The 25,632-nt window shown below is 60.5% G+C and carries 22 protein-coding genes; 20 read left to right on the top strand and 2 right to left on the bottom strand.

Going from position 1 to position 25,632, the window contains the following annotated elements:
• Positions 1-3: 3 nt before the first annotated feature.
• Genes ACXHRN_RS16045 through ACXHRN_RS16020 form a run of 6 tightly spaced genes read left to right on the top strand, consistent with a single transcriptional unit; the run spans position 4 to position 6,546 of the window.
• Entirely contained in the window at positions 4-642 is a 639-nt protein-coding gene (locus tag ACXHRN_RS16045; protein ID WP_488637310.1) for a phage distal tail protein, Rcc01695 family, read from the top strand.
• Positions 639-1,523: a DUF2163 domain-containing protein gene (locus tag ACXHRN_RS16040; RefSeq protein ID WP_488637309.1), complete on the top strand. Its 885-nt coding sequence runs from the start codon at positions 639-641 to the stop codon at positions 1,521-1,523. Before ACXHRN_RS16045 ends, ACXHRN_RS16040 begins: the two co-directional genes overlap by 4 nt.
• Positions 1,516-1,947 carry an NlpC/P60 family protein gene (locus ACXHRN_RS16035; RefSeq protein WP_488637308.1) on the top strand — a complete coding sequence of 144 codons (432 nt, stop codon included), beginning with the start codon at positions 1,516-1,518 and terminating at the stop codon, positions 1,945-1,947. The genes ACXHRN_RS16040 and ACXHRN_RS16035 overlap by 8 nt, the downstream gene beginning before the upstream one ends.
• 49 nt (positions 1,948-1,996) lie before the next feature.
• Positions 1,997-2,245, top strand: a complete 249-nt coding sequence (locus ACXHRN_RS16030; protein ID WP_488641923.1) for a FitA-like ribbon-helix-helix domain-containing protein — start codon at positions 1,997-1,999, stop codon at positions 2,243-2,245.
• A complete protein-coding gene (locus ACXHRN_RS16025; protein WP_488637307.1) occupies positions 2,242-2,667 on the top strand; it encodes a PIN domain-containing protein in 426 nt (141 codons plus the stop codon). Before ACXHRN_RS16030 ends, ACXHRN_RS16025 begins: the two co-directional genes overlap by 4 nt.
• A gap of 36 nt (positions 2,668-2,703) precedes the next feature.
• Positions 2,704-6,546 (top strand): baseplate multidomain protein megatron, encoded by a 3,843-nt coding sequence (locus ACXHRN_RS16020; protein WP_488637306.1) that lies wholly within the window; start codon positions 2,704-2,706, stop codon positions 6,544-6,546.
• Here ACXHRN_RS16020 and ACXHRN_RS16015 read toward each other — a convergent pair.
• Positions 6,536-7,438 (bottom strand): LysR substrate-binding domain-containing protein, encoded by a 903-nt coding sequence (locus tag ACXHRN_RS16015; protein ID WP_488637305.1) that lies wholly within the window; start codon positions 7,436-7,438, stop codon positions 6,536-6,538. The genes ACXHRN_RS16020 and ACXHRN_RS16015 overlap by 11 nt on opposite strands.
• 128 nt (positions 7,439-7,566) lie before the next feature.
• On the opposite strand from ACXHRN_RS16015, the gene ACXHRN_RS16010 reads away from it, so the two are divergent.
• The 14 genes from ACXHRN_RS16010 to ACXHRN_RS15945 all read left to right on the top strand — a co-directional run bounded on the left by ACXHRN_RS16010 (position 7,567) and on the right by ACXHRN_RS15945 (position 23,200).
• Positions 7,567-8,715, top strand: coding sequence for a TDT family transporter (locus tag ACXHRN_RS16010; RefSeq protein WP_488637304.1), 1,149 nt, complete (start codon positions 7,567-7,569; stop codon positions 8,713-8,715).
• 97 nt (positions 8,716-8,812) lie between these two features.
• A complete protein-coding gene (locus ACXHRN_RS16005) occupies positions 8,813-8,995 on the top strand; it encodes a hypothetical protein (protein WP_488637303.1) in 183 nt (60 codons plus the stop codon).
• Between the two features lie 133 nt (positions 8,996-9,128).
• Positions 9,129-9,416, top strand: coding sequence for a hypothetical protein (locus ACXHRN_RS16000; RefSeq protein WP_488637302.1), 288 nt, complete (start codon positions 9,129-9,131; stop codon positions 9,414-9,416).
• 49 nt (positions 9,417-9,465) lie between these two features.
• Positions 9,466-10,134: a response regulator transcription factor gene (locus ACXHRN_RS15995; protein WP_488637301.1), complete on the top strand. Its 669-nt coding sequence runs from the start codon at positions 9,466-9,468 to the stop codon at positions 10,132-10,134.
• Positions 10,127-11,575: an ATP-binding protein gene (locus ACXHRN_RS15990; protein WP_488637300.1), complete on the top strand. Its 1,449-nt coding sequence runs from the start codon at positions 10,127-10,129 to the stop codon at positions 11,573-11,575. Before ACXHRN_RS15995 ends, ACXHRN_RS15990 begins: the two co-directional genes overlap by 8 nt.
• A gap of 131 nt (positions 11,576-11,706) precedes the next feature.
• Complete coding sequence (locus tag ACXHRN_RS15985) at positions 11,707-12,162, top strand: RT0821/Lpp0805 family surface protein (protein ID WP_488637299.1); 456 nt, start codon at positions 11,707-11,709, stop codon at positions 12,160-12,162.
• 84 nt (positions 12,163-12,246) lie between these two features.
• A complete protein-coding gene (gene ccmI, locus ACXHRN_RS15980) occupies positions 12,247-13,383 on the top strand; it encodes a c-type cytochrome biogenesis protein CcmI (RefSeq protein WP_488637298.1) in 1,137 nt (378 codons plus the stop codon).
• On the top strand, positions 13,380-13,835 hold the full coding sequence (gene ccmE, locus ACXHRN_RS15975; protein WP_488637297.1) for a cytochrome c maturation protein CcmE: 456 nt from the start codon (positions 13,380-13,382) through the stop codon (positions 13,833-13,835). Before ccmI ends, ccmE begins: the two co-directional genes overlap by 4 nt.
• Entirely contained in the window at positions 13,832-15,847 is a 2,016-nt protein-coding gene (locus ACXHRN_RS15970) for a heme lyase CcmF/NrfE family subunit (RefSeq protein WP_488637296.1), read from the top strand. Before ccmE ends, ACXHRN_RS15970 begins: the two co-directional genes overlap by 4 nt.
• Positions 15,844-16,299, top strand: coding sequence for a cytochrome c-type biogenesis protein (locus ACXHRN_RS15965; protein WP_488637295.1), 456 nt, complete (start codon positions 15,844-15,846; stop codon positions 16,297-16,299). Before ACXHRN_RS15970 ends, ACXHRN_RS15965 begins: the two co-directional genes overlap by 4 nt.
• Positions 16,300-16,426: 127 nt before the next feature.
• Positions 16,427-17,995 carry a Do family serine endopeptidase gene (locus tag ACXHRN_RS15960; protein ID WP_488637294.1) on the top strand — a complete coding sequence of 523 codons (1,569 nt, stop codon included), beginning with the start codon at positions 16,427-16,429 and terminating at the stop codon, positions 17,993-17,995.
• 92 nt (positions 17,996-18,087) lie between these two features.
• Entirely contained in the window at positions 18,088-18,765 is a 678-nt protein-coding gene (locus tag ACXHRN_RS15955; RefSeq protein ID WP_488637293.1) for a response regulator transcription factor, read from the top strand.
• On the top strand, positions 18,765-20,189 hold the full coding sequence (locus ACXHRN_RS15950; RefSeq protein WP_488637292.1) for a sensor histidine kinase: 1,425 nt from the start codon (positions 18,765-18,767) through the stop codon (positions 20,187-20,189). Before ACXHRN_RS15955 ends, ACXHRN_RS15950 begins: the two co-directional genes overlap by 1 nt.
• Before the next feature lie 29 nt (positions 20,190-20,218).
• Positions 20,219-23,200 carry a bifunctional [glutamine synthetase] adenylyltransferase/[glutamine synthetase]-adenylyl-L-tyrosine phosphorylase gene (locus ACXHRN_RS15945; RefSeq protein ID WP_488637291.1) on the top strand — a complete coding sequence of 994 codons (2,982 nt, stop codon included), beginning with the start codon at positions 20,219-20,221 and terminating at the stop codon, positions 23,198-23,200.
• On the opposite strand, the gene ACXHRN_RS15940 is transcribed toward ACXHRN_RS15945, so the two are convergent.
• On the bottom strand, positions 23,190-25,499 hold the full coding sequence (locus ACXHRN_RS15940) for a PAS domain-containing sensor histidine kinase (protein ID WP_488637290.1): 2,310 nt from the start codon (positions 25,497-25,499) through the stop codon (positions 23,190-23,192). The genes ACXHRN_RS15945 and ACXHRN_RS15940 overlap by 11 nt on opposite strands.
• Positions 25,500-25,632 lie beyond the last annotated feature (133 nt).

Below are 25,632 nucleotides of genomic sequence, written 5' to 3'. Positions count from 1 at the left end.
CTCATGCCCTCATTTCATGAAGTGCAGTTTCCCCTGCGACTGGCGCTCGGCACGTCGGGCGGGCCGTCTCGGCGCACCGATATCGTTTCACTGTCCAATGGCCGCGAAAGTCGCAACCGCCGCTGGAAGGACGCGCGGCGCCGCTACGATGTCGGCTCCGGCTTGCGTTCGGTGGCAGACCTTTATGAGGTGTTGGCCTTCTTCGAAGCACGCGCCGGCCAGCTCTACGGTTTCCGTTTTACTGATCCTGTCGATTTCAAGTCCTGTGGGCCGGACGAGACGATCTCGTCGGCTGACCAGCGGATCGGCACCGGCGACGGTGAGACCAGGGTCTTCCAGCTCAAGAAGACCTATGGCGATGCCGGCGGCTCCACGGACCGGGCGATCGCTAAGCCGGTTGCGGGTTCGGTCGTCATGCAGGTCGGTGGTGTGCCGGCCGACGACACCGATTATGTGGTGGATAACACCACCGGCAAAGTGACGTTCACGTCGGCCGCGACACCTGCAAACGGCGCAGTCATTCGCGCCGGCTTCCGTTTCGACGTGCCGGTGCGCTTCGATATCGACCGGATCGAGATCGATCTCAACGCCTTCACCGCCGGCCGCATTCCCTCCGTTCCCCTGATCGAGATCATGCCATGAAGATTATAGGCGAAAACCTCAAGGCGCATCTCGCCGAGGACGCCACCACCGTCTGCCATGCCTGGAAAGTCATCCGTCGGGATGGCGTGTCGCTCGGCTTCACCGACCATGACCGTGACCTGCAATTCGGTTCGACGACGTTCCTCGCCGAGAGCGGCTACCAGGCAAGCGATTGGGAGGCCGCCAATGGCCTGTCCGCTCCCTCGAGCGACGTAGCTGGCGCGCTGAGCGCGGATGTCATCACCGAAAAGGACATATCAGCTGGAAAATATGATGGGGCAAGGGTCGAGCTCTACCTCGTCAACTGGCAGCAGCCGAGCCAGCATACCAGGCTGAAGGTACTGGAAATCGGTGAGATCACCCGTTCGCAGGGCCATTTCCGCGCCGAACTCCGTGGGCTGGCGCACAAGCTTTCGCAAACACGCGGGCGCATCTACTCGAGGCGTTGCGATGCTGCTTTCGGCGACCAGCACTGCGGCAAGAATGCCAACGCTTACAGATCCACAGGAGCTGTCGTTTCAGCTCCGGACGCTTCTCGTCTCACCGTCAGCGGCCTTGATGCCTTCGCTAGCGGCTATTTCCGCCATGGGCTGCTGACCTTCACCAGTGGCGATAGTGAAGGCGTTTCCGCCGATATCGAAAGTCATATCCGGTCGGATGGAAGGGTGACTCTGATCTTCTGGCTGCCGCTTCCGATCAAGCCGTCACCCGGCGATACATTCAGTATCGTCGCCGGCTGCGACAAGAGCTTCGAGACATGCAAGGCCAAGTTCGACAATACGGCAAACTTTCGCGGCTTCCCGCACATGCCGGGAGTGGATTTCGCCTATGCCTATGCGGACGGCGATACCGAGCATGACGGCGGGCCGCTCTATGAATGACCTCCCGCAAGTCACCATCGCCCGAAGCTGGATCGGTACGCCTTACCGGCATCAGGGCGCACAGAAGGGCGTCGGCTGCGATTGCCTCGGCTTGATCCGCGGGGTTTGGCGCGAACTCTACGGAGCCGAGCCCGAGATGCCCGGACCATATGGCATGGACTGGGCAGAGCGCTCCGGCGAAGAGCGGCTGCGTGAAGCTGCGGAGCGACATTGTGGTGGCGAAATCGGTCGAGCGGCGATGCACCCCGGCGATCTCATCCTGTTTCGCTGGCGAACTGGCTATGCCGCCAAGCACGCCGGCATCCTCAGCGGTGAACGCCGCTTCATCCATGCCTACGAGCAGGCTGGTGTCATCGAATCTGCGCTGGTTCCCGCGTGGGAAAAGCGGATCGCCGCCGTGTTTCGGTTTCCGCCTCTTGCGTGACCTGCAATCATTGATTAATTTGATTGCAGTGATTGCAAAGGTGATCCACATGGCCAGCATGACTATTCGAAATCTCGATGACACACTGAAGTCGAAGCTTCGCGTTCGAGCTGCTGCTCACGGGCGTTCGATGGAGGATGAGGCGCGCGATATCTTGCGGGCGGCGTTGGCGGGAGCTGAAAAGAAGCCCGAAAACCTTGCTGATGCCATTCGTGAGCTGATGGCTCCGTTTGGTGGTGTCAAACTCGAAATACCGCCGCGTGAGCCGATACGCGAACCACCCGATTTCGGCAAATGATTGTTCTGGACACCAACGTCATTTCCGAATTAATGGCTGCAAAGCCGTTTCAAGCGGTCCTCGATTGGTTCTCGTCGATTCCTTCCCAATCTGTTTTCACAACCTCTGTCACACAGGCTGAGATACTTTACGGTATTCGCATATTGCCGGACGGCAAGCGTAAAAACGGCCTGGATGCCGCTGCACAAGCAATATTCTCTGATAAGTTGGCGGATCGAGTCCTGTCGTTCGACATTAGTTCGGCTGACATCTACCCAGTGTTGGCAGCTAAACGACGTCAGATAGGTCTGCCGATTGGCCAGTTCGATGCGCAGATTGCTGCGATTTGCCTATCCCGTGGCGCTTCCCTTGCGACGAGGAACGTCGCCGACTTTACAGATATAGACCTCGAGATTTTCAATCCGTGGGATTTTCGCGGCTGAAGCCGCGCACCATTATTTCATTTGCGAGACACATTCATGGCAACTCTCCTGTTGCAGGCTGCGGGCGCGACGCTCGGCGGTCTGTTCGGTCCTGTCGGCGCGATCCTCGGGCGGGCTGCGGGCGCGCTGGCCGGCAATCTCATCGACCGCAGTCTGATCTCAGGCCTCACCATGATCGAGGGGACACCGCTTTCGGCTGCCCGCATTCCGGGCGCGGAAGAGGGCACGGCGATCAATCGAGTCTATGGCACCGTGCGGATCGGTGGTACCCTGATCTGGGCGACCCGCTTCGAGGAGGAGGTGACTGTCGAGCGCTCCGGCTCCAAGGCCAGTGGGCCGCGCGTCGAGACCTTCAGCTACTACGGCAATTTCGCCATCGGCCTTTGCGAGGGGCCGATCGCCGGCATTCGCCGGGTGTGGGCGGACGGGCGCGAGATTGATCTGGCCACAATCGAAATGCGGCTTCATCGCGGCACGGAGGGCCAGGATGCCGACCCACTGATCGAGGCCAAGCAGGGTATCGGCAATGCGCCGTCGTATCGCGGATTGGCCTATGTCGTGTTCGAGCGGCTGCCGCTCGACGTGTTCGGGAATCGCATTCCGGTGCTGCAATTCGAGGTCATCCGCGTGGTCGGAAGCCTTGAGAGCCGCATCAGGGCGATCACGCTCATTCCGGGCGCAACCGAGCATGGCTATAGCACTGTCACTGTGACGGAAAGGACCGGCGACGCCTCGGCCCGGATCATCAACCGCAACCAGCTCTACAAGGCGACGGATTGGGAAGCGTCCATCGACGAACTGATGATGGTCTGCCCCAATCTCGAGCGCGTGGCGCTGGTCGTGTCATGGTTCGGCACCGATCTCAGGGCAGGGCACTGTAAGATCCTGCCGGGTGTTGAAACAGATCATCGCGAGGCGGAAAGCACCGGCTGGCGCGTCTCGGGAATAACTCGCGAGGGTGCCCATCAGATTTCGCATGTCGGCGGTGGGCCAGCCTATGGCGGCACGCCGAACGATGCCAGCGTCGTCACGGCCATTCAGGATCTCAAGGCGAGGGGCCTCGACGTCTATCTCTACCCGTTCATCATGATGGATATCCCGGCCGGCAATGGTTTGCCCGATCCCTATGGGAGTGAGGCTCAACCAGCGTATCCATGGCGTGGGCGCATCACCTGCCATCCGGCAATCGGTCAGCCGGGAAGTCCGGATCAGACTGGGGATGCTGCAACCCAGGTGAACGCTTTCTTCGGCAATGCCGATGCGTCGGATTTTGATATCCTCGGCCCAACTGTCAGCTATTCTGGCAGCGACGAGGGGTATCGGCGGATGGTCCTGCACTATGCGCTGCTTGCCGAAGTCGCCGGTGGCGTCGATGGCTTCATCATCGGTTCGGAACTGCGCGGCCTGACACAGGTGCGCAATGGTGCGAACGGTTTTCCCGCCGTCTCCAGGCTCGTCGATCTCGCTGCAGATGTCCGGGCAATCGTCGGCAGCGGCACCAAGCTGACCTATGGCGCCGACTGGAGCGAGTATTTCGGCTATCATCCCGAGGGCTCCGGCGATGTGTTCTTCAACCTCGATCCACTTTGGGCATCGGATGCGATCGACGCGGTCGGGATCGACAATTACATGCCGTTGGCCGATTTCCGAGACGACGATTTCACGGCCGTCCATCCCGATGGTCTGCGGTTGGCAGCCGACAAGGCTGCGATGAAGGCGGCCATTACGTCGGGCGAAGGGTTTGACTGGTACTATGCCTCGCACGCCGACCGCATGAACCGAAACCGCTCGGAGATCTCGGACGGGCTCGCAGGCAAACCATGGGTCTATCGCTACAAGGATATCGAGGGCTGGTGGAGCCACCGACATTTCAATCGAAACGGCGGCTCGGAGGTTTCCTCGCCGACCGACTGGACGCCCGGCATGAAGCCGGTCTGGTTCACCGAACTTGGCTGTCCGGCCATCGATCGGGGTGCAAACCAGCCCAACGTCTTCGTCGACCGGAAATCCTCGGAATCCGCCCAGCCATATTTCTCCAGTGGGTTGCGGTCGGACGAAATGCAACGGCGCTTTCTCGATGCCCATCACGAATGGTGGACCAGCGATGCCGCGCCAGCCGGCATGGTCGATCCGCATCACATGTTCGTTTGGACGTGGGATTCGCGGGCTTGGCCAGCTTTTCCGGAAAACACGGATCTCTATGCGGATGGCGACAACTGGCAGACCGGGCACTGGCTGAATGGCCGCCTCGGCGCGGGCACGCTTTCGACTGTCATCGGCGCGATCCTGGAGGATAACGATATCGCAGGTTACGATGTGTCCTGCGTCTCAGGCGATCTCAAGGGTTACGTGATGGGCCGGCAGGCCTCGGCGCGGGACCTTATCGATCCGCTGATAACGGCCATGCGGCTGGATGCGATCGACGACAATGGCACTTTGCGCTTCCAGTCGCGCGGCGTCATATCCGCACCCGCGATCGAAATTGACGTCTTCGCCGATCCCGATGACGATATGCGCTGGAGCGAGACGATCGGCCAGGACGGTGATTTCGCCGGCGAGGCGATCCTCGATTTCCAGAGTGAAACCAACGAGTATGAAGAGGCGAGTGCCCGCTCGCGGCGGCTGCAACTGGCCAATGACCGGGTGCTGCGGCTTTCCCTGCCGGCCGTGCTGGGTGAGGACGAGGCCAACCATGCCGTGGAGGGACTGCTGCGCGATCACCGATTGTCGCGAAGGCAGATCACCTTTTCGATTTCGCCCGCCGACATTTCCCACGAGCCGGGTGATGTGATCTCGCTGGCCGAAGGTCCGGAAGGGCGCTTCCAGATCTTGCGGATCGAGGATGGTGCGGTGAGGCGCATCGAGGCGCGAGAGACCGGTTCGGGGGATAGTTCTGGCGATTATGGCCGGCAGAAGCGGCGAAGGACCGGCCGCAACGGAGATCGCGCTTTTGCCCCCATCATTCATCTGATGGATCTGGCCCGCTACAAGCAAGGCGAGGCCGGAGACTTTGCCGTGGCGGCGATCACGTCCAAGCCCTGGCGGCGCATCGCTCTGTCGGCGTCGCCCGAACACGAGAATTACGAGCGCCGCGCGGTGGTGACACAGCCGGCGCGCATCGGACGGCTTCGAGCAGCGCTCTCCAAGGGGCCAACAGCAGCCATCGACTGGGCCAACGAGATCCGTGTCAAGATGATCTATGGCGGTCTCTCGTCCGTCTCGGAACTGGCGATGCTGAACGGCGCCAACCGCGTGGCCATCCAGGCGCAAAGCGGCGAATGGGAGATCATCGGTTTTGCCAATGCCGAGGAGATCTCCGCCGATGTCTGGCGGGTGACGGGTCTGCTGCGTGGACTCGGTGGTACCGAGGATGCGATGGCAGCGGGCGCCTTGATTGATGCTCCATTCGTTGTTCTCGATCAATCGGTCAAAAGCCTAGGCCTCGACCCCGATGAAGCAGGGCTTGATCTCAATTGGATCGCCGAGAGCTATGGTCAAGGGGGCGGCCGCGCCGGGCCGATAAGCTTCGCCGGCAGGCTGCGGGCCGATACGCCGCTGGCGCCCGTGCATCTACGCGCTGAACGAACGGCGGATGGCGATATTGCGTTGGGTTGGGTGAGGCGCGGCCGGCTGGCAGCCGACGGCTGGAGCGGCGATGATATCCCGCTCGATGAGGATTTTGAGGCCTATCGCCTGGAGATTCTGGATGGTGGCGTCGTGGTCAGGACGGTATCGGCAACCAGCCGTGCCTCTGTCTACACATCGGTAATGGAGATCGCCGATTTCGCAGCGCCCCAGAGCGAAATTTCGTTTCGCGTCCGGCAGAAAGGATCTCGTGTGGCCTTGGGGATCGCGGCGGAAGCGACGGTCACCCTGTGACGCCGAAAGTCGCGGGCAGCTCCCATGCTAGGTCTTCAAAGGCGGACGCCGCCTTGCTGCGGTACCGCTCCTTGTGCCGGAGGAGATAAAAGGGACGCGATTGTGGCGGCCAGTCGACCTGTGACAGCAGGCCACCTCGCAACGCCGCCGATGCCGCACTTTTTGACACCAGCGTCGCACCGATGCCGGATTCGACGGCGGTGAGCACCGCCTCGTTGGTCGGCAATATCAGCGCGATATCCAGCAATGAGCGCGCAACGTTGTGCTTGTGGACGAGCGCATCGAAGGCGAGTCGCGTGCCCGAGCCGACTTCGCGCAGCACCCAGGGCGTTGCGGAGAGATCGATGGGTTCCTGTAGTGACGCCGTCCATGGATGATCCGGCGCTACCACCACGACCATTTCGTCCGTGGCGATGATCTCGGCGGAGAGCGCCTTGCGGTCGACGGTGCCTTCGACGATGGCGATCTCGCAGCGACCCGCCTCGACGGCATTGGCCGCCTCTTCGGTGTTGGTGATGTGAATATCGAGCGTGATATCCGGATAAGTCTTGCGATAGCGGGCAATGCGCGACGGCAGCCAGTAAGCGCCAACCGTCTGGCTGGCGGTGATCGACAATTCGCCCCGCATCAGGCCTGCGAGGTCATTGAGCGTGGCCTCCGCGACGCGCGCCCGCGCCAGCACCGCTTGCGCCTCGCCGAGAAAGATCCTGCCGGTCTGGTTGAGCACGATCGAACGGCCGATGCGGTCGAAGAGCTTGATATTGTGACGGTTCTCCAGCGCGCCGATCGCCGAACTGACGGCCGATGGCGTCATGTTCAAAGCCTCGGCGGCGCGGGTGATATGTTGGCGGCCGGCGACGTCAATGAAAATGCGGAGTTGTTCGAGCGTCATAGTGGAAATCCTCTCGAACGACCAATACCATATCGTTCGATTTTGTCGAATAATATGGTAGATATTATGCGATGGAGTGAATTGGTTTGAACGGGTATTCTCTTGCCAAGTAAATGAGGGGAACAAAATTGCTCGATCGACCGGTTTTAAGGCAAGTCATTTCGCGGCAGGAAGGCCGTCTGAACGAGATCATCCGCAATTTTACTCCCAACTGGTTCGCCGGAACCATGGGCACCGGCATCCTGTCGATCGCCTTGGCGCAGTTCCCCGATCATGCCGTGCTCTGGGCGCTGGGCGAAGCGCTGTGGCTCGCTAACATCGTCCTGTTCACCGTATTTTCTTTGTTCTTCGTGGCCCGTTGGGTGTTTTACTACGCCGAGGCTCGGGCAATGCTCCATCATCCGGTCATGCCGATGTTTCTCGGCTGTATCCCGATGGGATTTGCGACCGTCGTCAACGGCGTGCTGATTTTCGGCTTGCCACATATCGGCCCTAGCGCGGTCGCACTCGCCGAAATCCTCTGGTGGATCGATGTCGCCATGGCCTTCGCCTGCGGCATCATCGTGCCGTTTGCGATGTTCACGCGCCAGTCGCATGCGCTTGAGCAGATGACCGCCGTCTGGCTGCTGCCGCTTGTCGCAAGCGAGGTCGCGGCCGTTACGGGTGGTCTGCTCATCCCGCATCTCGCCGATCCCTCGCATCAGATGACGGTGTTGATGGTCAGCCTTTTCATGTGGTCGTGCTCGGTGCCGATCGCGCTCGGCGTGCTGGTTGTACTTTTCCTGCGCATGGCGCTGCACAAGCTGCCGGAGGGCACGATGGCCGCATCCTCCTGGCTGTCGCTCGGACCGATCGGAACAGGCGCACTCGCGCTTCTGGTTTTCAGTCAGGTGTCGCCTGACGTGTTGGCCGCCAATGGCTTAAGCGCGCTGTCGGCGGCAATCGCCGGCGCGTGCCTGCTCGGCGCCATCCTGCTCTGGGGCTATGCGCTCTGGTGGTTTGCCATCGCGCTGGTCATCACGGTGCATTATGTCCGGAAAGGCATTTCCTTCAATCTCGGTTGGTGGGGCTACACATTCCCGCTCGGCGTTTTCACCGTCTGCACGATCAAGCTCGGCCATGTCGTTCATTTCGCACCGTTTTCAATCGCAGGCGCCACGCTGACAGTGGCGCTCGGTGCGATCTGGTGCCTGGTGGCATCGCGGACCATCTCAGGCATCCGACACGGTTCGCTGCTCTGGGCAGGGACACCCGCGTTGCAGGCCAGCAAGGCATAAGCGCACCGCCACCCTATCTATCTCACAAGCTTCCAGCCAGCCGCGCCCGCAAGGACGCGGCTTTTTTCGTCCGTCATATCCAAGAAAGGACAATTCCATGAACGATGTGAAACAGTGGTATCAGTCGAAGACCGTCTGGGGTGCGCTGATTGCCATTCTCGCCGGTTTGCTGCAGGCTGGCGGGGTCGATCTCGACGCCGATGGTAGACCCAGCTCGTCGACAGTCTTGTGGCGATCTCGGGCGCCGTCGGTGGTCTTCTCGCGCTTTATGGCCGTCTGATGGCCGATAAGAAAGTCGGTTGACTATTTTTGCGATGATTGCAACTTAGCGGTCGCCACATTCATTTGCCATTCATTGTTGCTTCGCTAATTATGGCCTCAAGTTAAAGTTCCCGACGGGATATGTGAGAGTAATGGCCTCATTTTTGGTAACATCGCTGCTTGCTGCAGGTCTGCTGGTGAATCCACCGGCAGACGAGCAGTATATGGCCGATGATTTTGCGCCGGCTGACACGCAGGTAGTGCAGGCGCGCGGTGGCTGCGAGCGCGCAATCGAACAAGCGTTGGCGATGACGGGCGGTGAATTGTTGTCCGCGCGTCCGGCACGCAACGGGCGACCGGTCTGCGTATTGACCGTCCTCGTCGTCAATGCCAAGGGCAGGCCGAAAAAGGTCCGCATGCGCATTCCGATGGATTTCTGATAAAGATCCGCGCTACGTGCAATCAGCTTAAGGAAATCAGGACAGCAACATGCGGATACTCGTCGTTGAGGATGACCAGAACCTGAATCGCCAGCTGACCGACACGCTCAAGGAAGCGGGTTATGTCGTCGATCAGGCATTCGATGGCGAGGAAGGCCACTATCTCGGTGAATGCGAGCCATACGACGCGGTGGTTCTGGATATCGGCCTGCCGGAAATGGATGGCATCACCGTGCTCGAAAAGTGGCGCGAAGCCGGCAAGAAGATGCCTGTGCTGATCCTCACCGCCCGCGATCGCTGGAGCGACAAGGTGGCCGGTATCGATGCCGGCGCCGACGACTACGTCACCAAGCCTTTCCACATGGAGGAGGTGCAGGCGCGTCTCCGGGCACTGATCCGCCGCGCGGCCGGGCACGCGACATCCGAAATCAGCTGCGGCCCCGTCCGCCTCGACACCAAGAGCTCCAAGGTCACCGTCGACGGCTCGACATTGAAGCTCACCTCGCACGAGTTCCGCCTGTTGTCCTACCTCATGCATCACATGGGACAGGTCGTCTCCCGCACCGAATTGGTCGAGCACATGTACGACCAGGATTTCGACCGCGATTCCAATACGATCGAGGTTTTCGTCGGCCGGCTCAGGAAGAAGATGGGCATAGACATGATCGAGACCGTCCGCGGCCTCGGCTACCGTATCCAGCCGCCCAACAATGCCTAGGCTGAATTCGCTCACCGCCCGCGTTCTTGTCTACACAACGATCTGGTCGCTCTTTGCCATCGTCATCATGGGCGTTGTCATCTCGGCACTTTACGAGCGAAGCGCCGAAAAAGGCCTTCGTGATCTGCTGCGCGCCCAGCTGTTCTCGGCCATCAATTCCGTTTCCATCGATGCCAAGACGCTGAAACTCAACGGTTCGCCGCAGATGAGCGAACTCGGTTTCCAGCAGCCGGCCAGCGGCTGGTATTGGCAGGTGCTGCCGCTGGGCGACTACAAGGCGGAACCGATTTCATCGCTGAATTACGAGGGCGTGACGGTGCCGACGCTGTCGAACGCAGAGGCGCCCTTCAATCCCCGTTTCGAGCGCTATTATGCCACCGTGGACAGCGCAGGTAATCCGGTGCGCGTGGCTGAAGCGGAAATCAGCATGGATGTCGAGCCGACGGATGAGGATACCGACCTCAGTTCCGACGCCTCGGCCGAACCTGTGTCGCGGATCGTGCGTTTCCGGATGATCGGCAATCACAAGGTCGTGGAAGAGGATGTGGCAACGTTCAATCGTAGCCTTTATCTGGCGCTGCTGCTGTTTGCGGCGGGATCGCTTGGGTTGAATGCGCTGGTCATCTTGCTTGGTCTCAAGCCGCTCGATCACGTCCGCCGTTCGCTCGCGCGCATCCGCAATGGCGATGCCGAACGTCTCGATGAGAATGTTCCCCGCGAAATCCAGCCCTTGGCGCATGAAGTCAATGCGCTGATCGAGAGCAACAAGCGCGTCATGGAGAGGGCGCGCATGCAGGTCGGCAACCTCGCCCACTCGCTGAAGACGCCGATCGCGGTGCTTCTCAATGATTCCAGCCAGATGGCGGCGCCGCATGGCGATCTCGTGCGCGGCCAGGCGGAATTGATGCAAAGCCAGGTCCAGTCATATCTCAACCGCGCCCGCATCGCGGCCCAACGCGAAAGCATTCTTTCGCGCACCGACGCAGAGCCGGTGTTGCAGCGGCTTGCGCGCGTCATGCGCAAGCTCAACCCGGAAAAGACATTCACGCTTTCAGTGCGCCCAAAGGGACTGAAACTGGCAATGGAAGCGCAGGATCTCGAAGAAACGATCGGCAATCTCATTGAGAACGCCAGCCGGTTCGCGCGCAGGGAAGTAAAGGTTGAGGTCTACACGGCGCCTGCAGGCATCAAGGGGGAAGATCCTGCCCGCAAGAACTGGGCGGTTGTCACCATCGAAGATGATGGCCCTGGCCTCGAGCCCGATCAGATCCGGGAAGCGCTCAAGCGCGGCAAGCGCCTCGACGAAAGCAAGCCCGGCACCGGGCTCGGCCTTTCGATCGTCACCGAGATCGTTTCGGAGTATCAGGGACATTTTTCGCTGTCGCGCGGAGAAAGCGGTGGGCTGAAGGCCGAGTTGATCCTGCCGAGTTTGCAAGGATGACCGCCAACATTACGATATTGGCGGTGAGGGTTTTATGTTATGCGTTGGGTGATCCGCGCCATATTGCTGCCACGAGCTGGACGCAGGGAAGATGCGGGCGGCAGAAGATAAATCGATCTCAAGGGGCCATTGTGCATCGACTGAAATTCCTCGGTATTCTCCTTTTGTCGATTCCGCTTGCGGCTTGCAGCACGACATCGGGTTCCACTCGTCTTGACGAAACAGGCGAACGCCTGGCCACAGCCACAGACGATGGCACTGAGCCCGAAACCTCGGCCTACTACATCAAGGCGTTGCGCGGGGGACTGGTTGGCCGCATGCCGACCATCAAGCTTTCCAATGCCAATCTCAGCCGTGCACTGGAAGCCGAATACCGGGCTTTGGAATCTTCGCCGGGCGGTCAGCCTGTGGTCTGGGATGGCGATGGCGGCACACGCGGCGAGGTGATCGCAGCCGTACCCTATCAGGTCGGCTCGCAGAATTGCCGCCAATACAGCCATACGGTCACCTTGAAGGGCGCCGCACCACAGATCGCCCGTGGTGCCGCCTGTCGCAATGCCAGTGGCTCCTGGACGCCGTTGAGCTGATCTTGCGGCCAATCGCCTCAATTCTGCGTTATCTTTGATCTAGCGCATTGGAATGCGCGTGCCGATCAAGTAGTTGATTTCGCCATGTTCTGGTTCGTCGCAATTTTGCTCGCGGTGCTTGCCGCCCTGTTCGTCGCCTCACCACTGTTGAGGACGAGCAGGAATGATTCCAATGGCACGTCAAATGATGCCGAAGTCTATCGTGACCAGCTGAATGAAGTCGATCGGGACGAGAAATCCGGTTTGTTGCCGTCGTCAGAGGCCGCGCAGGCAAAAGCGGAAATTGCCCGGCGGTTGATCGCGGCAAGCGATAACCCGGCTGCGGTCCCGACGATCGCCCCGCGTCGAACCGCTACTCTTGCGATCACCGGGTTTCTCTGTCTTCTGATCCCCATTGTCGGCAGCTTTCTCTACGACCGGATGGGGCGACCGATGGATGCGGACCAGCCGCTCGCCGAGCGCATGGCAAGCAATGATCCCGATATCAACATCCTGATTGCCAAGGCAGAAGCCCATCTCGACACCAATCCGGGTGACGGCAAGGGTTGGGAAGTCTTGGCGCCGATCTATATGCGCCAGATGCGCGCCGCCGACGCGGCCAGGGCCTGGAAGAACGTCGTGACTTATCTCGGTCCGACTGCCGAGCGCTACAGCAATCTCGGCGAGGCGCTGGCTGCGGACCAAGGTGGGCAGGTCGGCGATGACGCCAAGGATGCGTTCAAGAAAGCCATCGCGCTTGATGCCAGGGATCCGCGCTCGCGGTTCTATCTCGCGCTCGCTGATGCGCAGGCCGGCAAGTTCGATGAGGCACTGGCCGCATTCAATGCGCTCCTCAAGGATTCGCCCGCCGATGCGCGCTGGGTCGACATCGTCAACATGCAGCTTGAGCGGGTCACCGCCGCCAAGGAAAACAAGGCCAAGGCGCCAGGCAACCCCAACGCCGCCGATGTCGAAGCAGCGGCCGGCCTCAACGATGAGGACCGCGCCCAGATGATCCGCACTATGGTAGAAACGCTGGACGCTCGGCTGAAGAATGATCCGGCCAATTTCGAAGGCTGGCAGCGGCTGATCCGCTCCTATGTCGTGCTCAATGATCGCGGCAAGGCGCTCGATGCGCTGAAAAGGGGACTTGCGGCCTTTCCGCCGGGCAGCGACAATGGCAAGGCGCTGTTGTCACTGGCCAAGGAGGTGGGTTTGCCGACGAAGGACGTTATCCAATGACCCGCAAGCAGAAGCGGTTGAGCCTGATCGGCGGCGGCCTGGCCTTCCTCATGGCGGCCGTGCTGTTGGTCATGTTTGCCTTCAGCCAGTCCGTCGCCTATTTCTACGTCCCGTCGGATCTGGCCAAGGCGAATGTACAGCCGGAGACCCGCATTCGCCTCGGCGGCCTCGTCAAGGAAGGCTCCTGGAAACGCGGGCAGGGGATGCATGAGACATTCGAGGTGACCGATACGCTGAGCACCATTTCCGTCGCCTATACCGGCATCCTGCCGGATCTTTTTCGTGAAGGCCAAGGCGTTGTCGCCGAGGGCAAGCTGAGCGCCGGCACCCCTCCGATCTTTGAAGCCGACAGTGTGCTCGCCAAGCATGACGAGACCTACATGCCCAAGGATGTCGCCGATCGATTGAAGCAAAAGGGCGTCGCGCTGAGTGGCAAGGAGACCATCAAGTGATCATCGAGCTTGGTCATTTCCTGCTGGCGCTGGCACTCGCAACTGCACTGGTTCAGGCGCTGGTTCCCATCGTTGGAACGATCCGCGGTGACACGCGACTGATGGAGATCGCTTCGACCGGTGCGCTGGCGACACTGCTGCTCGTGGCCATGTCATATGGGACGCTGACCTGGGCTTATGTCACGTCGGACTTTTCGCTGATCACCGTCTGGGAAAACTCCCATTCGAAGATGCCACTGATCTACAAGATCTCCGGCGTCTGGGGCAATCACGAGGGATCGATGATGCTCTGGCTGCTGATTCTGGTGTTCTTCTCGGCTTTGGTAGCCCTGTTCGGCCGTAATCTGCCCGATGTGCTGAAGGCCAATGTCCTTGTGGTGCAAGGCTGGATCGCATCGGCCTTCCTGCTGTTCATCTTGCTGACATCCAATCCCTTCATCCGATCCACCTCGATCGCCGAGTTGGTTCCCGCGCCTGCAGAGGGCCGGGACCTCAATCCGGTGCTCCAGGACTTCGGCCTCGCCGTCCATCCGCCGCTTCTCTATCTTGGTTATGTCGGCTTTTCCGTCTGTTTTTCTTTCGCGGTCGCGGCGCTGATTTCCGGCCGCATCGATGCTGCCTGGGCGCGCTGGGTGCGTCCCTGGACGCTGCTGGCCTGGACCTTCCTGACCGCCGGCATCGCCATGGGCTCTTACTGGGCCTATTACGAACTCGGCTGGGGCGGCTGGTGGTTCTGGGATCCGGTCGAAAACGCCTCCTTCATGCCCTGGCTTGCCGGCACGGCACTTCTCCACTCCGCTCTCGTGATGGAAAAGCGCGAGGCTCTGAAGATCTGGACTGTTCTGCTCGCTATCCTGACATTCTCGCTGTCGCTGCTTGGCACCTTCCTGGTGCGCTCGGGCGTGCTGACCTCGGTCCACGCCTTTGCCAGCGACCCCTCGCGGGGCGTTTTCATTCTTGGCATTCTGGCATTGTTTGTTGGCGGGGCCTTCGCGCTGTTCGCATTTCGCGCGCCGAGCCTTGCACCGGGCGGGCTGTTCCAGCCGGTCTCCCGCGAGGGGGCGCTCGTTCTCAACAACTTGATCCTCGTGGTGGCGACCGGTGCCGTGCTGACCGGCACGCTTTATCCGCTGCTGCTGGAATCGCTGACGGGCGACAAGATTTCGGTCGGTGCGCCATTCTTCAACATTGCTTTTGGCTGGCTGATGGCGCCGCTGATGCTGGTGCTGCCTTTCGGACCACTCCTGGCCTGGAAGCGTGGTGACATTGCCGCAGCGTCGCGGAAGCTGATGATTGCCTTCGTGGTGGCGCTGGCAGTCGCAATCGTGGTCTGGCTTGTCCGTCGCGACGGACCGATGCTGGCGATGCTTGGCGTTGTGGCCGGTCTCTATCTGATCTTCGGCGCGTTGACCGATCTTTGGCTTCGTGCCGGTTTCGGCAAGGCGGGTTTCGCCAACGGCATGCGGCGGCTTGCCGGACTGCCACGCTCGGCCATCGGCACGACCCTCGCCCATTCAGGCCTCGGCATTTCTGTTCTGGGCATCGTCCTGGTCAGCGCCTGGGCCACCGAGCATATCCTCGAAATGAAACCTGGCGAGGAGACGATCAACGGCGCCTATACCATCCGCTTCGATCGCGAAACGCAGGGCAAGGGGCCGAACTACAGTGAGGATATCGCCCATTTCACCGTCTTCAAAGACGGTGCACAGGTCGCCGAAACCAACAGCGCCAAGCGCATTTACACCGCCCGCCAGATGCCGACGACCGAAGCCGGCATCATGACATTCGGCCTTTCCCAGCTCTATCTGTCGATCGGCGACAAGACCGAGGACGGCAAGCTGGTGGTGCGCATCTGGTACAAGCCGTGGATCCTCTGCATCTGGCTGGGTGCAGTCATCATGGCAGCCGGTGGCGTCGTTTCGCTCTCCGATCGACGGTTGCGGGTTGGCGCTCCCGCGCGTCGCGCCAAGGCCGCGCCTGTTCCGGCAAGTTTACCAGAGGCCGCGGAATGAGGATTGTTGTCGCTGCACTGCTGTTCCTGCTGGCTGCGATCACCCCGGCGCTCGCCGTCAATCCGGACGAAGTTCTCTCCGAGCCCAAACTAGAAGCGCGGGCACGCACGCTCTCGGCGGAACTCCGCTGCATGGTCTGCCAGAACCAGTCGATAGATGATTCCAATGCCGATCTTGCCAAGGACCTGAGACTGTTGGTGCGCGAGCGCCTGAAGGCGGGCGACAGCGATGCTGAGGTGCTCGATTACCTCGTTTCGCGCTATGGTGAGTTCGTCTTGCTGAAACCGCACCTCAGCGCCCACACGGTGCTGCTCTGGGGCATGCCGATCCTTCTTCTGCTGGTGGGAGGGCTGGTGCTGTTGCGCCAGGCCTTGAGGAGGTCGCGCCCGGCACCTGTGCCTCCCCTCTCGGAAGATGAGCGGGCCAGGCTGGATGCCATCCTCAAGGAGTAATATTCCGTCACATTACGAAACATTCATGTGCTGGAAAGAATACTGCAAGGTGCACCGCGTTAGAGATTTCCCATCAAATGATTTCTCCGGAGTCGAACGGCTCCAAGTCAAGCGAAGGAAAATGAAAATGACCGGTAAGATTGCTTCCCGCGTGTCCCTCTCATCCATCCTCAAGGCTGGAACAATTGCCGGCGTTGCCGCAGCCGTCCTTGCGACCGGTGTGCCGATGGCTATCCACTCCGCCGAAGCCGCCGCGGTCAAGGTCGAAGGCGCGACGCAGCTTCCGGGCTTTGCCGACGTCGTCAGCGCTGTCACCCCTGCCGTCGTGTCTGTTCGCGTCCAGTCGCGCGCCACGCCCGCTTCCGACACTGAAGGCTACAACTTCGGCAACCCGAACTTCAACGACCTTCCTGACGATCACCCGCTGAAGCGCTTCTTCAAGGAATTCGGTGGCGATGACCAGTTCGGTGGCCAGATGCCCGGCCAGAACAACGACCAGGATCACTGGAAGAAGTTCGGCAACAAGGATGCGAAGCCCCGCTTGCGTCCGACCTCGCAGGGGTCCGGCTTCTTCATCTCCGAAGATGGCTATCTCGTCACCAACAACCACGTCATCTCTGACGGCAGCGCCTTTACGGTCGTTCTCTCCGACGGCACCGAACTCGACGCCAAGTTGGTGGGCCACGATTCCCGCACGGACCTTGCAGTCCTGAAGGTCGATGACAAGCGCAAGTTCGCCTATGTACAGTTTGCCGATGACAGCAAGGTGCGTGTCGGCGACTGGGTTGTCGCAGTCGGCAATCCCTTCGGTCTCGGTGGCACCGTGACGGCGGGTATCGTTTCCGCCCGCAGCCGCGATCTTGGCCAGGGCCCCTATGACGACTTCCTGCAGGTCGACGCGGCCGTCAATCGGGGCAATTCCGGTGGCCCGACCTTCAACCTCCAGGGCGAAGTGGTCGGTATCAACACCGCGATCTTCTCGCCATCTGGCGGCAATGTCGGTATCGCCTTCGCCATTCCGGCATCGGTTGCCAAGGGCGTTGTCGACAAGCTCATCAAGGGTGGTGACATCGAACGCGGCTGGCTAGGTGTGAAGATCGAGCCGGTGACGCAGGATGTAGCTGACTCACTTGGTCTCGCCGAAGCTGCCGGCGCCCTTGTCAACGAACCGCAGACTGGCTCCCCGGGTGAAAAGGCCGGCATCAAGACCGGTGACGTGATCACCGCCGTCGATGGTGAAACCGTCAAGGGCCCGAAGGAACTGGCTCGCAAGATCGGTTCGCTCGATCCCGGCAAGACGGTGGAAGTCTCCGTCTGGCGCGATGGCAAGGCGATGAGCCTCGGCGTCAAGCTCGGCACCCTGCCGGACGACAACGTCGCCTCTGCCCAGCCGCAGCAGGATGATCAGCCGCAGCCGCAGCCCGCCGAACAGGCGCTCGATCAGCTCGGCATCATGGTCGCCCCTGCCGATGATGGCAACGGCGTCCAGATCACCTCGGTCAATCCGGATTCGGATGCTGCCGACAAGGGCCTGAAGCAGGGCGAGAAGATCACCTCGGTCAACAACCAGGAGGTCACCTCTGCCGCAGACATCCAGAAGGTGATTGCTGGCGCCAAGAAGGACGGCCGCAAGAAGGCTCTCTTCCAGATCGAGGACAAGAACGGCAACCGCTTCGTCGCCCTGCCGCTCGGCTGATCCAAAGCCAAAGCCTGAATTTCATATTGCCCTTTCCCCGAATTCCGGGGGGAGGGCTTCCGGACACCTGTTTTCGCGAATATCCTATGTCAATGAAGATTCTCATCATCGAAGACGACCTGGATGCAGCGAGCTATCTCGTGAAGGCATTTCGCGAGGCTGGCCACACGATCGATCATGCAAGCGACGGCGAAAGTGGTCTCTTCATGGCCTCCGAAAACAGCTATGATGTGCTGGTTGTCGACCGGATGTTGCCGCGCAAGGATGGCCTGTCGGTGATCATGGATCTCCGTAAGAAGAATATCAACACGCCGGTGCTGATCCTCTCCGCCCTGGGACAGGTTGATGACCGTGTCACGGGTCTACGCGCCGGCGGTGACGATTACCTCCCCAAACCCTATTCCTTCACCGAACTGCTCGCCCGCGTCGAAGTGCTTGGCCGCCGCCGCGGACACCCAGAACAGGACATGGTCTACAAGGTCGGCGATCTTGAGCTCGATCGGCTCTCGCACGATGTCCGTCGCCAAGGCCGCGAAATCCTGCTGCAGCCGCGCGAGTATCGGTTGCTTGAATATCTGATGAAGAATGCCGGGCAGGTCGTCACCCGCACTATGCTGCTCGAAAATGTCTGGGACTATCATTTCGATCCGCAGACCAATGTCATCGACGTGCATGTCTCGCGTCTGCGCTCGAAAATCGAGAAGGATTTCGATCGGCCACTGCTGCGCACTATCCGAGGCGCGGGGTATATGATCAAGGATGATGCCTGATGGCTGTTCCCGGCCGGTGGCTGACGCTTTACAAGAATACCGCGGTCCGGCTGTCGGCCATCTACCTCCTGCTCTTTGCTGCTTGCGCCGCCATCCTAGTCTACTACGTCACGCAAGTCTCGGAGACTCAGCTGCAGGCGCGGATGAAGGATTCGGTTGCCCAGGAGGTCCAGCAGCTCGATGAGGTCTATTCCCAGGGCGGCATCGCTGCGCTCCTGAAATTCCTCGAAAGCCGTGCCCACCAGCCGGGCGCCAATCTCTATGTGATCGCCGGGCCGAATGGCGAGATCCTCGCTGGCAATGTCGCGGGCCTCCAGCCCGGCGTGTTGGACGAAGAGGGTTGGACGAACCGGCCGTTCCTCTATGACCGCTTCGGCGACGACAAGAAATCAAAGGATCGTCACGCAGCGATCGCGCATGTTTTCTTCTTCGAAAATGGATTGCGCATCCTCGTCGGCCGCGATCTCGGTGAGCCGGAGAATGCGCGACTGCTAGTGCGCCGCGCGCTGACGCTGGCGCTCGGCATCATGGCCATGGGCGCGTTGATCATCTGGTTCGCGATAGGGCGCAACGCTCTGAAACGCATCGATCGTACTTCGATCGCCGCGCAGAAGATCATGGGCGGCGACCTCTCCGAACGTTTGCCTGTGACAGGGGCGGGCGACGAGTTCGACCGTCTGTCAGTATCGCTGAATGCCATGCTGGCGCGTATGGAAAAGCTCAACGAAGGCCTTCGGCAGGTATCCGACAACATCGCCCATGATCTCAAGACGCCGCTCACACGACTGCGCAACAAGGCCGAAAGCGCGCTGTCGGGCGAACGCGAGGGCCAGGAATATCGCGTGGCATTGGAAGAGGTGATTAGCGAATCCGATCAACTGATCCGCACGTTCAATGCGCTGCTGATGATCTCGCGCGTAGAAGCTGGTTCGGCTGCGGCCGAAATGTCTGAGGTTGATCTCTCCGCAATTGCGGCGGAATTCGCCGAGCTTTACGAGCCTGTCGCCGAAGACCGCGACATACGACTGATGATGGATATCGAACCCGGCATCACCGTGCGTGGCAATCGCGAATTGATCGGCCAAGCGATCTCCAACCTCATCGACAACGCCATCAAGTACGGCGAGAACGACGAACGGCCGGAAATCGAAATCTCGGTCAAGATGGCCGACAAGCATGTCATGCTCGCGGTGGCCGATCATGGAACGGGCGTTCCGGAAGGCAAATACGAGGATGTGCTCAAACGCTTCTTCCGGCTCGACGAAAGCCGCTCGAAGCCCGGCACCGGTTTGGGTCTGTCACTCGCCGTGGCTGTGATGGAATTGCATGGCGGTCGGATCGAGCTTGCCGCGACCGACCCGAATGCCGTAAGCAATAGGGGACTGGCTGTGACGATGATCTTCCCGGAGGAGAAGGTCGGTTAGAGCCTGCAGGCATGGCGTGAGGAGGCGGTATGATCGTTGGAAATGTTGGTGGCGTTGCGACGTCGCCGGAAGCGCGGCTTCATGACCTCAAGCGCAATCCTCTGAAACCTTTCAGCCAACAGGACATCAAGTCGGTTCTCGCCGATCTCAAGGACTGGGCCAAGTCAGAGCAGGCAATCGCCGAGATGCTTTCCGAGGAAAGCGAGCGCAAGCAGTTCGTCATCGCTGCGCTGACGCTATCGCCCTTTCTCAGGGATGCTATTCGCGTCGATCCATCGCTGCTTGCTGTTGCGCTGACCTCGGATCTCCGAGCGGCACTGCGCGAAACCGTCGATACCGCCCGTCTCGCATGGCGTGGCGCGATCGAAGCTGAATTGATGACCGCGCTTCGCAAGGCCAAGCGCCGCGCTGCATTTCTCATCGCTATTGGCGATCTCTCCGGTCTTTTCTATGGTTCCGAGGCGACTGGTTGGCTGACCAGCCTGGCGGAGGCTTGCGTTGCCTCGGCAATCGATCACCTGCTGCTGGCCGCGCATCAGAGCGGCAAGCTCATCCTTCCCAACGAAGACCAACCTTCCCAGGCATCGGGTGTGATCGTGCTCGGCATGGGCAAGCTGGGTGGTCGGGAACTCAATTATTCCAGCGACATCGATCTTGTCGTCTTCTACGAACCCGACGCCGGTATCCTGGCTGTTCCGGAAGACGGCACCGAGACATTTGCCCGTATTCTCCGCCGCATGATCCGCATCCTGCAGGATCGCACTGGCGACGGCTATGTGTTTCGCACCGATCTGCGCCTTCGGCCCGACCCCGGCTCGACGCCGCTCGCCATTCCGGTCGAGGCTGCTCTCCTATATTACGAGGGCAGGGGGCAGAACTGGGAGCGCGCCGCCTTCATCAAGGCTAGGCCGATCGCGGGCGATATCGCTGCCGGGGACCGCTTCATTCGTGAACTCGTCCCGTTCGTCTTCAGAAAATATCTGGACTACGCGGCGATCGCCGACATCCACTCGATCAAGCGCCAGATCCATGTCCACAAGGGCCATGGAGAGATTGCGGTGAAGGGCCACAACATCAAGCTCGGCCGCGGCGGTATCCGCGAGATCGAGTTCTTTGTACAGACCCAGCAACTGATTGCCGGTGGACGGATGCCAGAGCTTCGGACGCTCAGTACCGAAACGGCGCTTGCCGCATTGGAAGATGCCAAATGGATCGACCGCGAGACCCGCGATGAGCTGACTGAGGCCTACTGGTTCCTGCGCGCGGTCGAGCACCGCATCCAGATGGTCAACGACGAGCAGACCCACAGCCTGCCGACGTCGGAGGCCGAACTGAGGCGCATCGCCTTCATGATGGGCTATGAGGATACCGGATCGTTTTCCAAGGCGCTGACACAGGTGCTGAAGACAGTCGAGAAGCGCTACGGCCGCCTCTTCGAACAGGAAAGCAAGCTGTCGACCGAGGCTGGCAATCTTGTGTTCACCGGCCAGAAGGACGATCCGGACACGCTGGACACGCTGAAGAAGATGGGCTTCCAGCGGCCTGCGGATATTTCCCGGACGATCCGTGGCTGGCACTATGGTCGCTACAAGGCGACCCAATCGGTGGAAGCCCGCGAGCGGCTAACCGAACTGATGCCGGATCTCCTGAAGATCTTCGGCCAAAGCAAGCGGGCGGATGAAGCATTGTTGCGCTTCGACCAGTTCATTTCCGGTCTGCCGTCCGGCATCCAACTCTTTTCCCTCCTTTCCACCAATCCCTCGCTACTCGCCCTCATTGCGACGATCATGTCGGCAGCGCCCAAGCTCGCCGCGATCATCTCCTCCAAGCCGCATGTCTTCGACGGCATGCTCGATCCGACGCTGATTTCGGAGTTGCCGACACGGTCCTACCTGCAGCAGCGCCTTTCGGTGTTCATCTCGGGTGCGCGGCATTTTGAGGAAACGCTTGATCGCCTGCGGATTTTTGCCTTTGAGCAAAAGTTTCTGATCGGCGTGCGTCTGCTGACCGGCTTCATTGGTGGCCAGACTGCGGCAAGGGCGTTTACCGACCTTGCCGACTTGGTCATCACGTCAACGCTCGCGGCCGTGCGCACTGAACTTGAATCCGTCCATGGCCCCTATCCCGGCGGCGAGGTGGCGATCGTCGGCATGGGCAAGCTCGGCAGCGGCGAAATGACCGCGGGCTCGGATGTCGATCTCATTCTGCTCTACGATTACGACGATGCGGCCTCGGAATCCCAAGGGCCCAAGCCACTCGATTCCAATCGCTATTTCTCCCGCCTGACCCAACGGCTGATTGCGGCACTTTCTGCCCCCACTGCTGAGGGTGTGCTCTATGAAGTCGATATGCGGCTCCGGCCGTCGGGCAACAAGGGACCGGTCGCCACGCGTATTCGCGCCTTCGAGAAATACCAGATGGAAGAGGCCTGGACCTGGGAGCACATGGCACTCACCCGTGCGCGTCTGATCGCAGGCGACGATGCTCTTGGCCGCGAGGCGGAAACGATCATCAGTGGGGTGCTCGCGCGTAAGCGGGATATCGGCAAGATCGCCGCCGATGTCGGCGAGATGCGGCAGATGATCGAGGATGAAAAGCCGCCAGCCAGCATTTGGGATGTGAAACTGATCCCGGGTGGTCTGGTCGATATAGAATTCATGGCGCAATACTTGACGCTCGTAGCACCGGCACGCGGGCTGGACACAACCAGCCATGCGCCTGGGACGGATGCGACGCTGGCGCATTTCGGAGCGAAAGAGATGGATGGCGCGGATGTCGACACGGTGCGGGCTGCGCTGAAGCTCTACTCCGACTTCGCCCAAATCGTCCGGCTCTGCATCGATGGTGACTTCGATCCCAAGGAGGCGCCGGAAGGTCTTAAGGAATTGCTCTGCCAGATCAGCGAAGTTCCCGACCTGAAGGTGCTAGAAAGCGAGATCAAGCGCTTCTCCCAGTCCGTCCGCAAGATTTTCAAGCGGACGGTCGGCACGTCAACAAAGTCTAAATCCTGACGACGATAATGGTGCCCCGGCCCTCGCGGGAGTGAATCTTCATCTCGCCACCATGCAACTGGGTCAGTGAGCGCGAGATCGCCAAGCCGAGGCCGGAGCCGCCTTGCGTCTTGGCATATTGGCTTTGCACCTGCTCGAACGGCTGACCGATTTTCTGCATCGCGGCTTTGGGAATGCCGATGCCGGTATCGGCGATCGTCAGGCAGATCGAGCCTGCCACGCGTTTGGCGCGGACGATGACGCGGCCCTTGGGATTGGTGAACTTCACGGCGTTGGAGAGCAGGTTGAGCAGGATCTGCTTCATGGCCCGGCGGTCGGCCATCAGGCTGAGATCGCCGACGATCTTCTGTTCCAACGAGATCTGCTTGTGCTGCGCCGCGACCGTCACCAGCCGCAGGCTTTCCTCTATGAGAGTCGACAAATTCGTCCGCTCTGTCTGAATCATCAGGTGACCCGCTTCGATCTTCGACATGTCGAGGATGTCGCTGATGACGTTCAGCAGATGCTTGCCGCTGTCGTGGATATCGCAGGAATACTCGTAGTACTTGTCGCTGCCGAGCGGTCCGAACATCTGGTTCTGCAGGATCTCCGAGAAGCCGAGGATGGCATTGAGTGGTGTCCTGAGCTCGTGCGACATGTTGGCGAGGAATTCGGACTTGGCCCGATTGGCCGCTTCGGCGCGTTCCTTTTCCGCCTGATAATTTGCATTGGCGGTTGAAAGTTCCGACTTCTGCCGCTCAAGCTTGACGCGTGAGGCCGAGAGGTCGCCAATCGTCGCCATCAGACGGCGTTCGGATTCGCGCAGGCGCTCCTGGTGCCGCTTCATCAGCGTGATGTCGGTGCCGACCGACACAAGCCCGCCGTCATGGGTGCGACGCTCGTTGATCTGCAGCCAGCGGCCATCGGCGAGTTGAACTTCGGTCGTCTGCGACTGGCATTGGCCGGGGTCGGCCAGCCGTCGCTCGATCACCGGACGCGACGCAGCGGCATGCACGACCGAGCGTTCCGCACCAGGCACTAGAACATGGTCGGGTAGGCCATAGGCCTGCTGATAGTGGGCGTTGCACATCACCAATCGATCGTTCTTGTCCCACAGCACGAAGGCCTCGGACGTGGATTCGATCGCGTCGGCCAGCCGCTGGTCGGCTTCAGCGTAGCGCTGCGCGAGCTTGTGCTGCTCGGTGACATCCATGGCAATGCCAATGAGGTGGGCACGGCGTGACGTCGATTGAATGATCTGCGCGCGCGCCCTGAGCCAGACATAGTGGCCGTTGGCATGGCGCATCCGGAACACCTGGTCGACCTGCATCAGGTCGCCGCGGGCGATGCCACGCGCCAGCGAATAGACCGAACGGTCATCGGGGTGCATCATCCGCGCCACATCGCCGAACGACAGCACATCCTCCTTGGGCGGCATGCCGAGCATCTCGTACATCGAACGCGACCAGAACAGCCGGCCATCGACCATGTCGAAATCCCAGAGACCACAGCGCCCACGCGACAGCGCCGACTCCACCCGCATGTTGGATTCGACGAAGATGTCATCGGCGTCGCGGGCGCGTTTCGCCTGGGTATAATAGGCATAGAGAATGACGAGGATGATCGCCGAAATGCCGGTGAACAGCGTGACGTTCAGCGATACTTCTTCGCGCCAGCGTTCGCTGATGCCGGCCGTCGGCGTTGCCGCAAGGACGTAGCCACTTTTGCCAGCCAGGATTCGGAAGTCAGTAAAATGGTCGGCGCCGCCGAGCTTGGTGATTTCGCCGCTATCGTTGGCGTCAGCATAAAGCTGCGGCACGATGCTCTGGATGTAGCGGCCCTCGTAGTATTCGGAATGGGGCGTCGCCGCGATGATGACACCGCTCCGATCGGCAATCAGCGCCAGCGTCGTGAGAAAAGCGTGGTTCTGCGGAAGGATGGAGACCAGATAGCGGCCGGCCTCATCCTGCTTGTCGCGCTCCAGCAGGTCGCCGCGCGCCGTGAAGGCAGCTGAAATGGTCGAGCCCATCAGTTCGGTCTGCAGCCGCGCCGTCGAATCCAGCCGCACCACTTCGCCATAAATGCCGAAAATGCGCGAAGCCGCGACCACCAGCAGGAATGCGGTGATCAGGATCGGAATGGAACGTTTGAGCAAAGGTTCGGCGCGCGATATCTCGATCTTTCCCGGCGCCGCAAATTGCTTCGCCTTTTCGCCGATGACCCGTTCGATCCCCGCAATCCAGCCATGTCTGAGCCGGTCGCCGGTTACGCTTCCCCGCCGCGCATCCGTCATCTGTTCCGCCTTGATTCTGCTATGCATTCGGGACGCCGCCCGCCCGAATCATAGCTAATGAATCACTGCCGAATCGCCTTGTCCAGACGCAGTTCTTAAAGCTTTTTTAACCCGTTCAAATGACTCGCAAATTTTTTCGACCGCAAGCCTGGCGAAACCA

The sequence above is a fragment of the Shinella sp. OV683 genome (assembly GCF_057787725.1).
The sequence above is the reverse complement of the archived record's forward strand: the minus strand, read 5'-3'. Positions and strand labels throughout refer to the sequence as shown.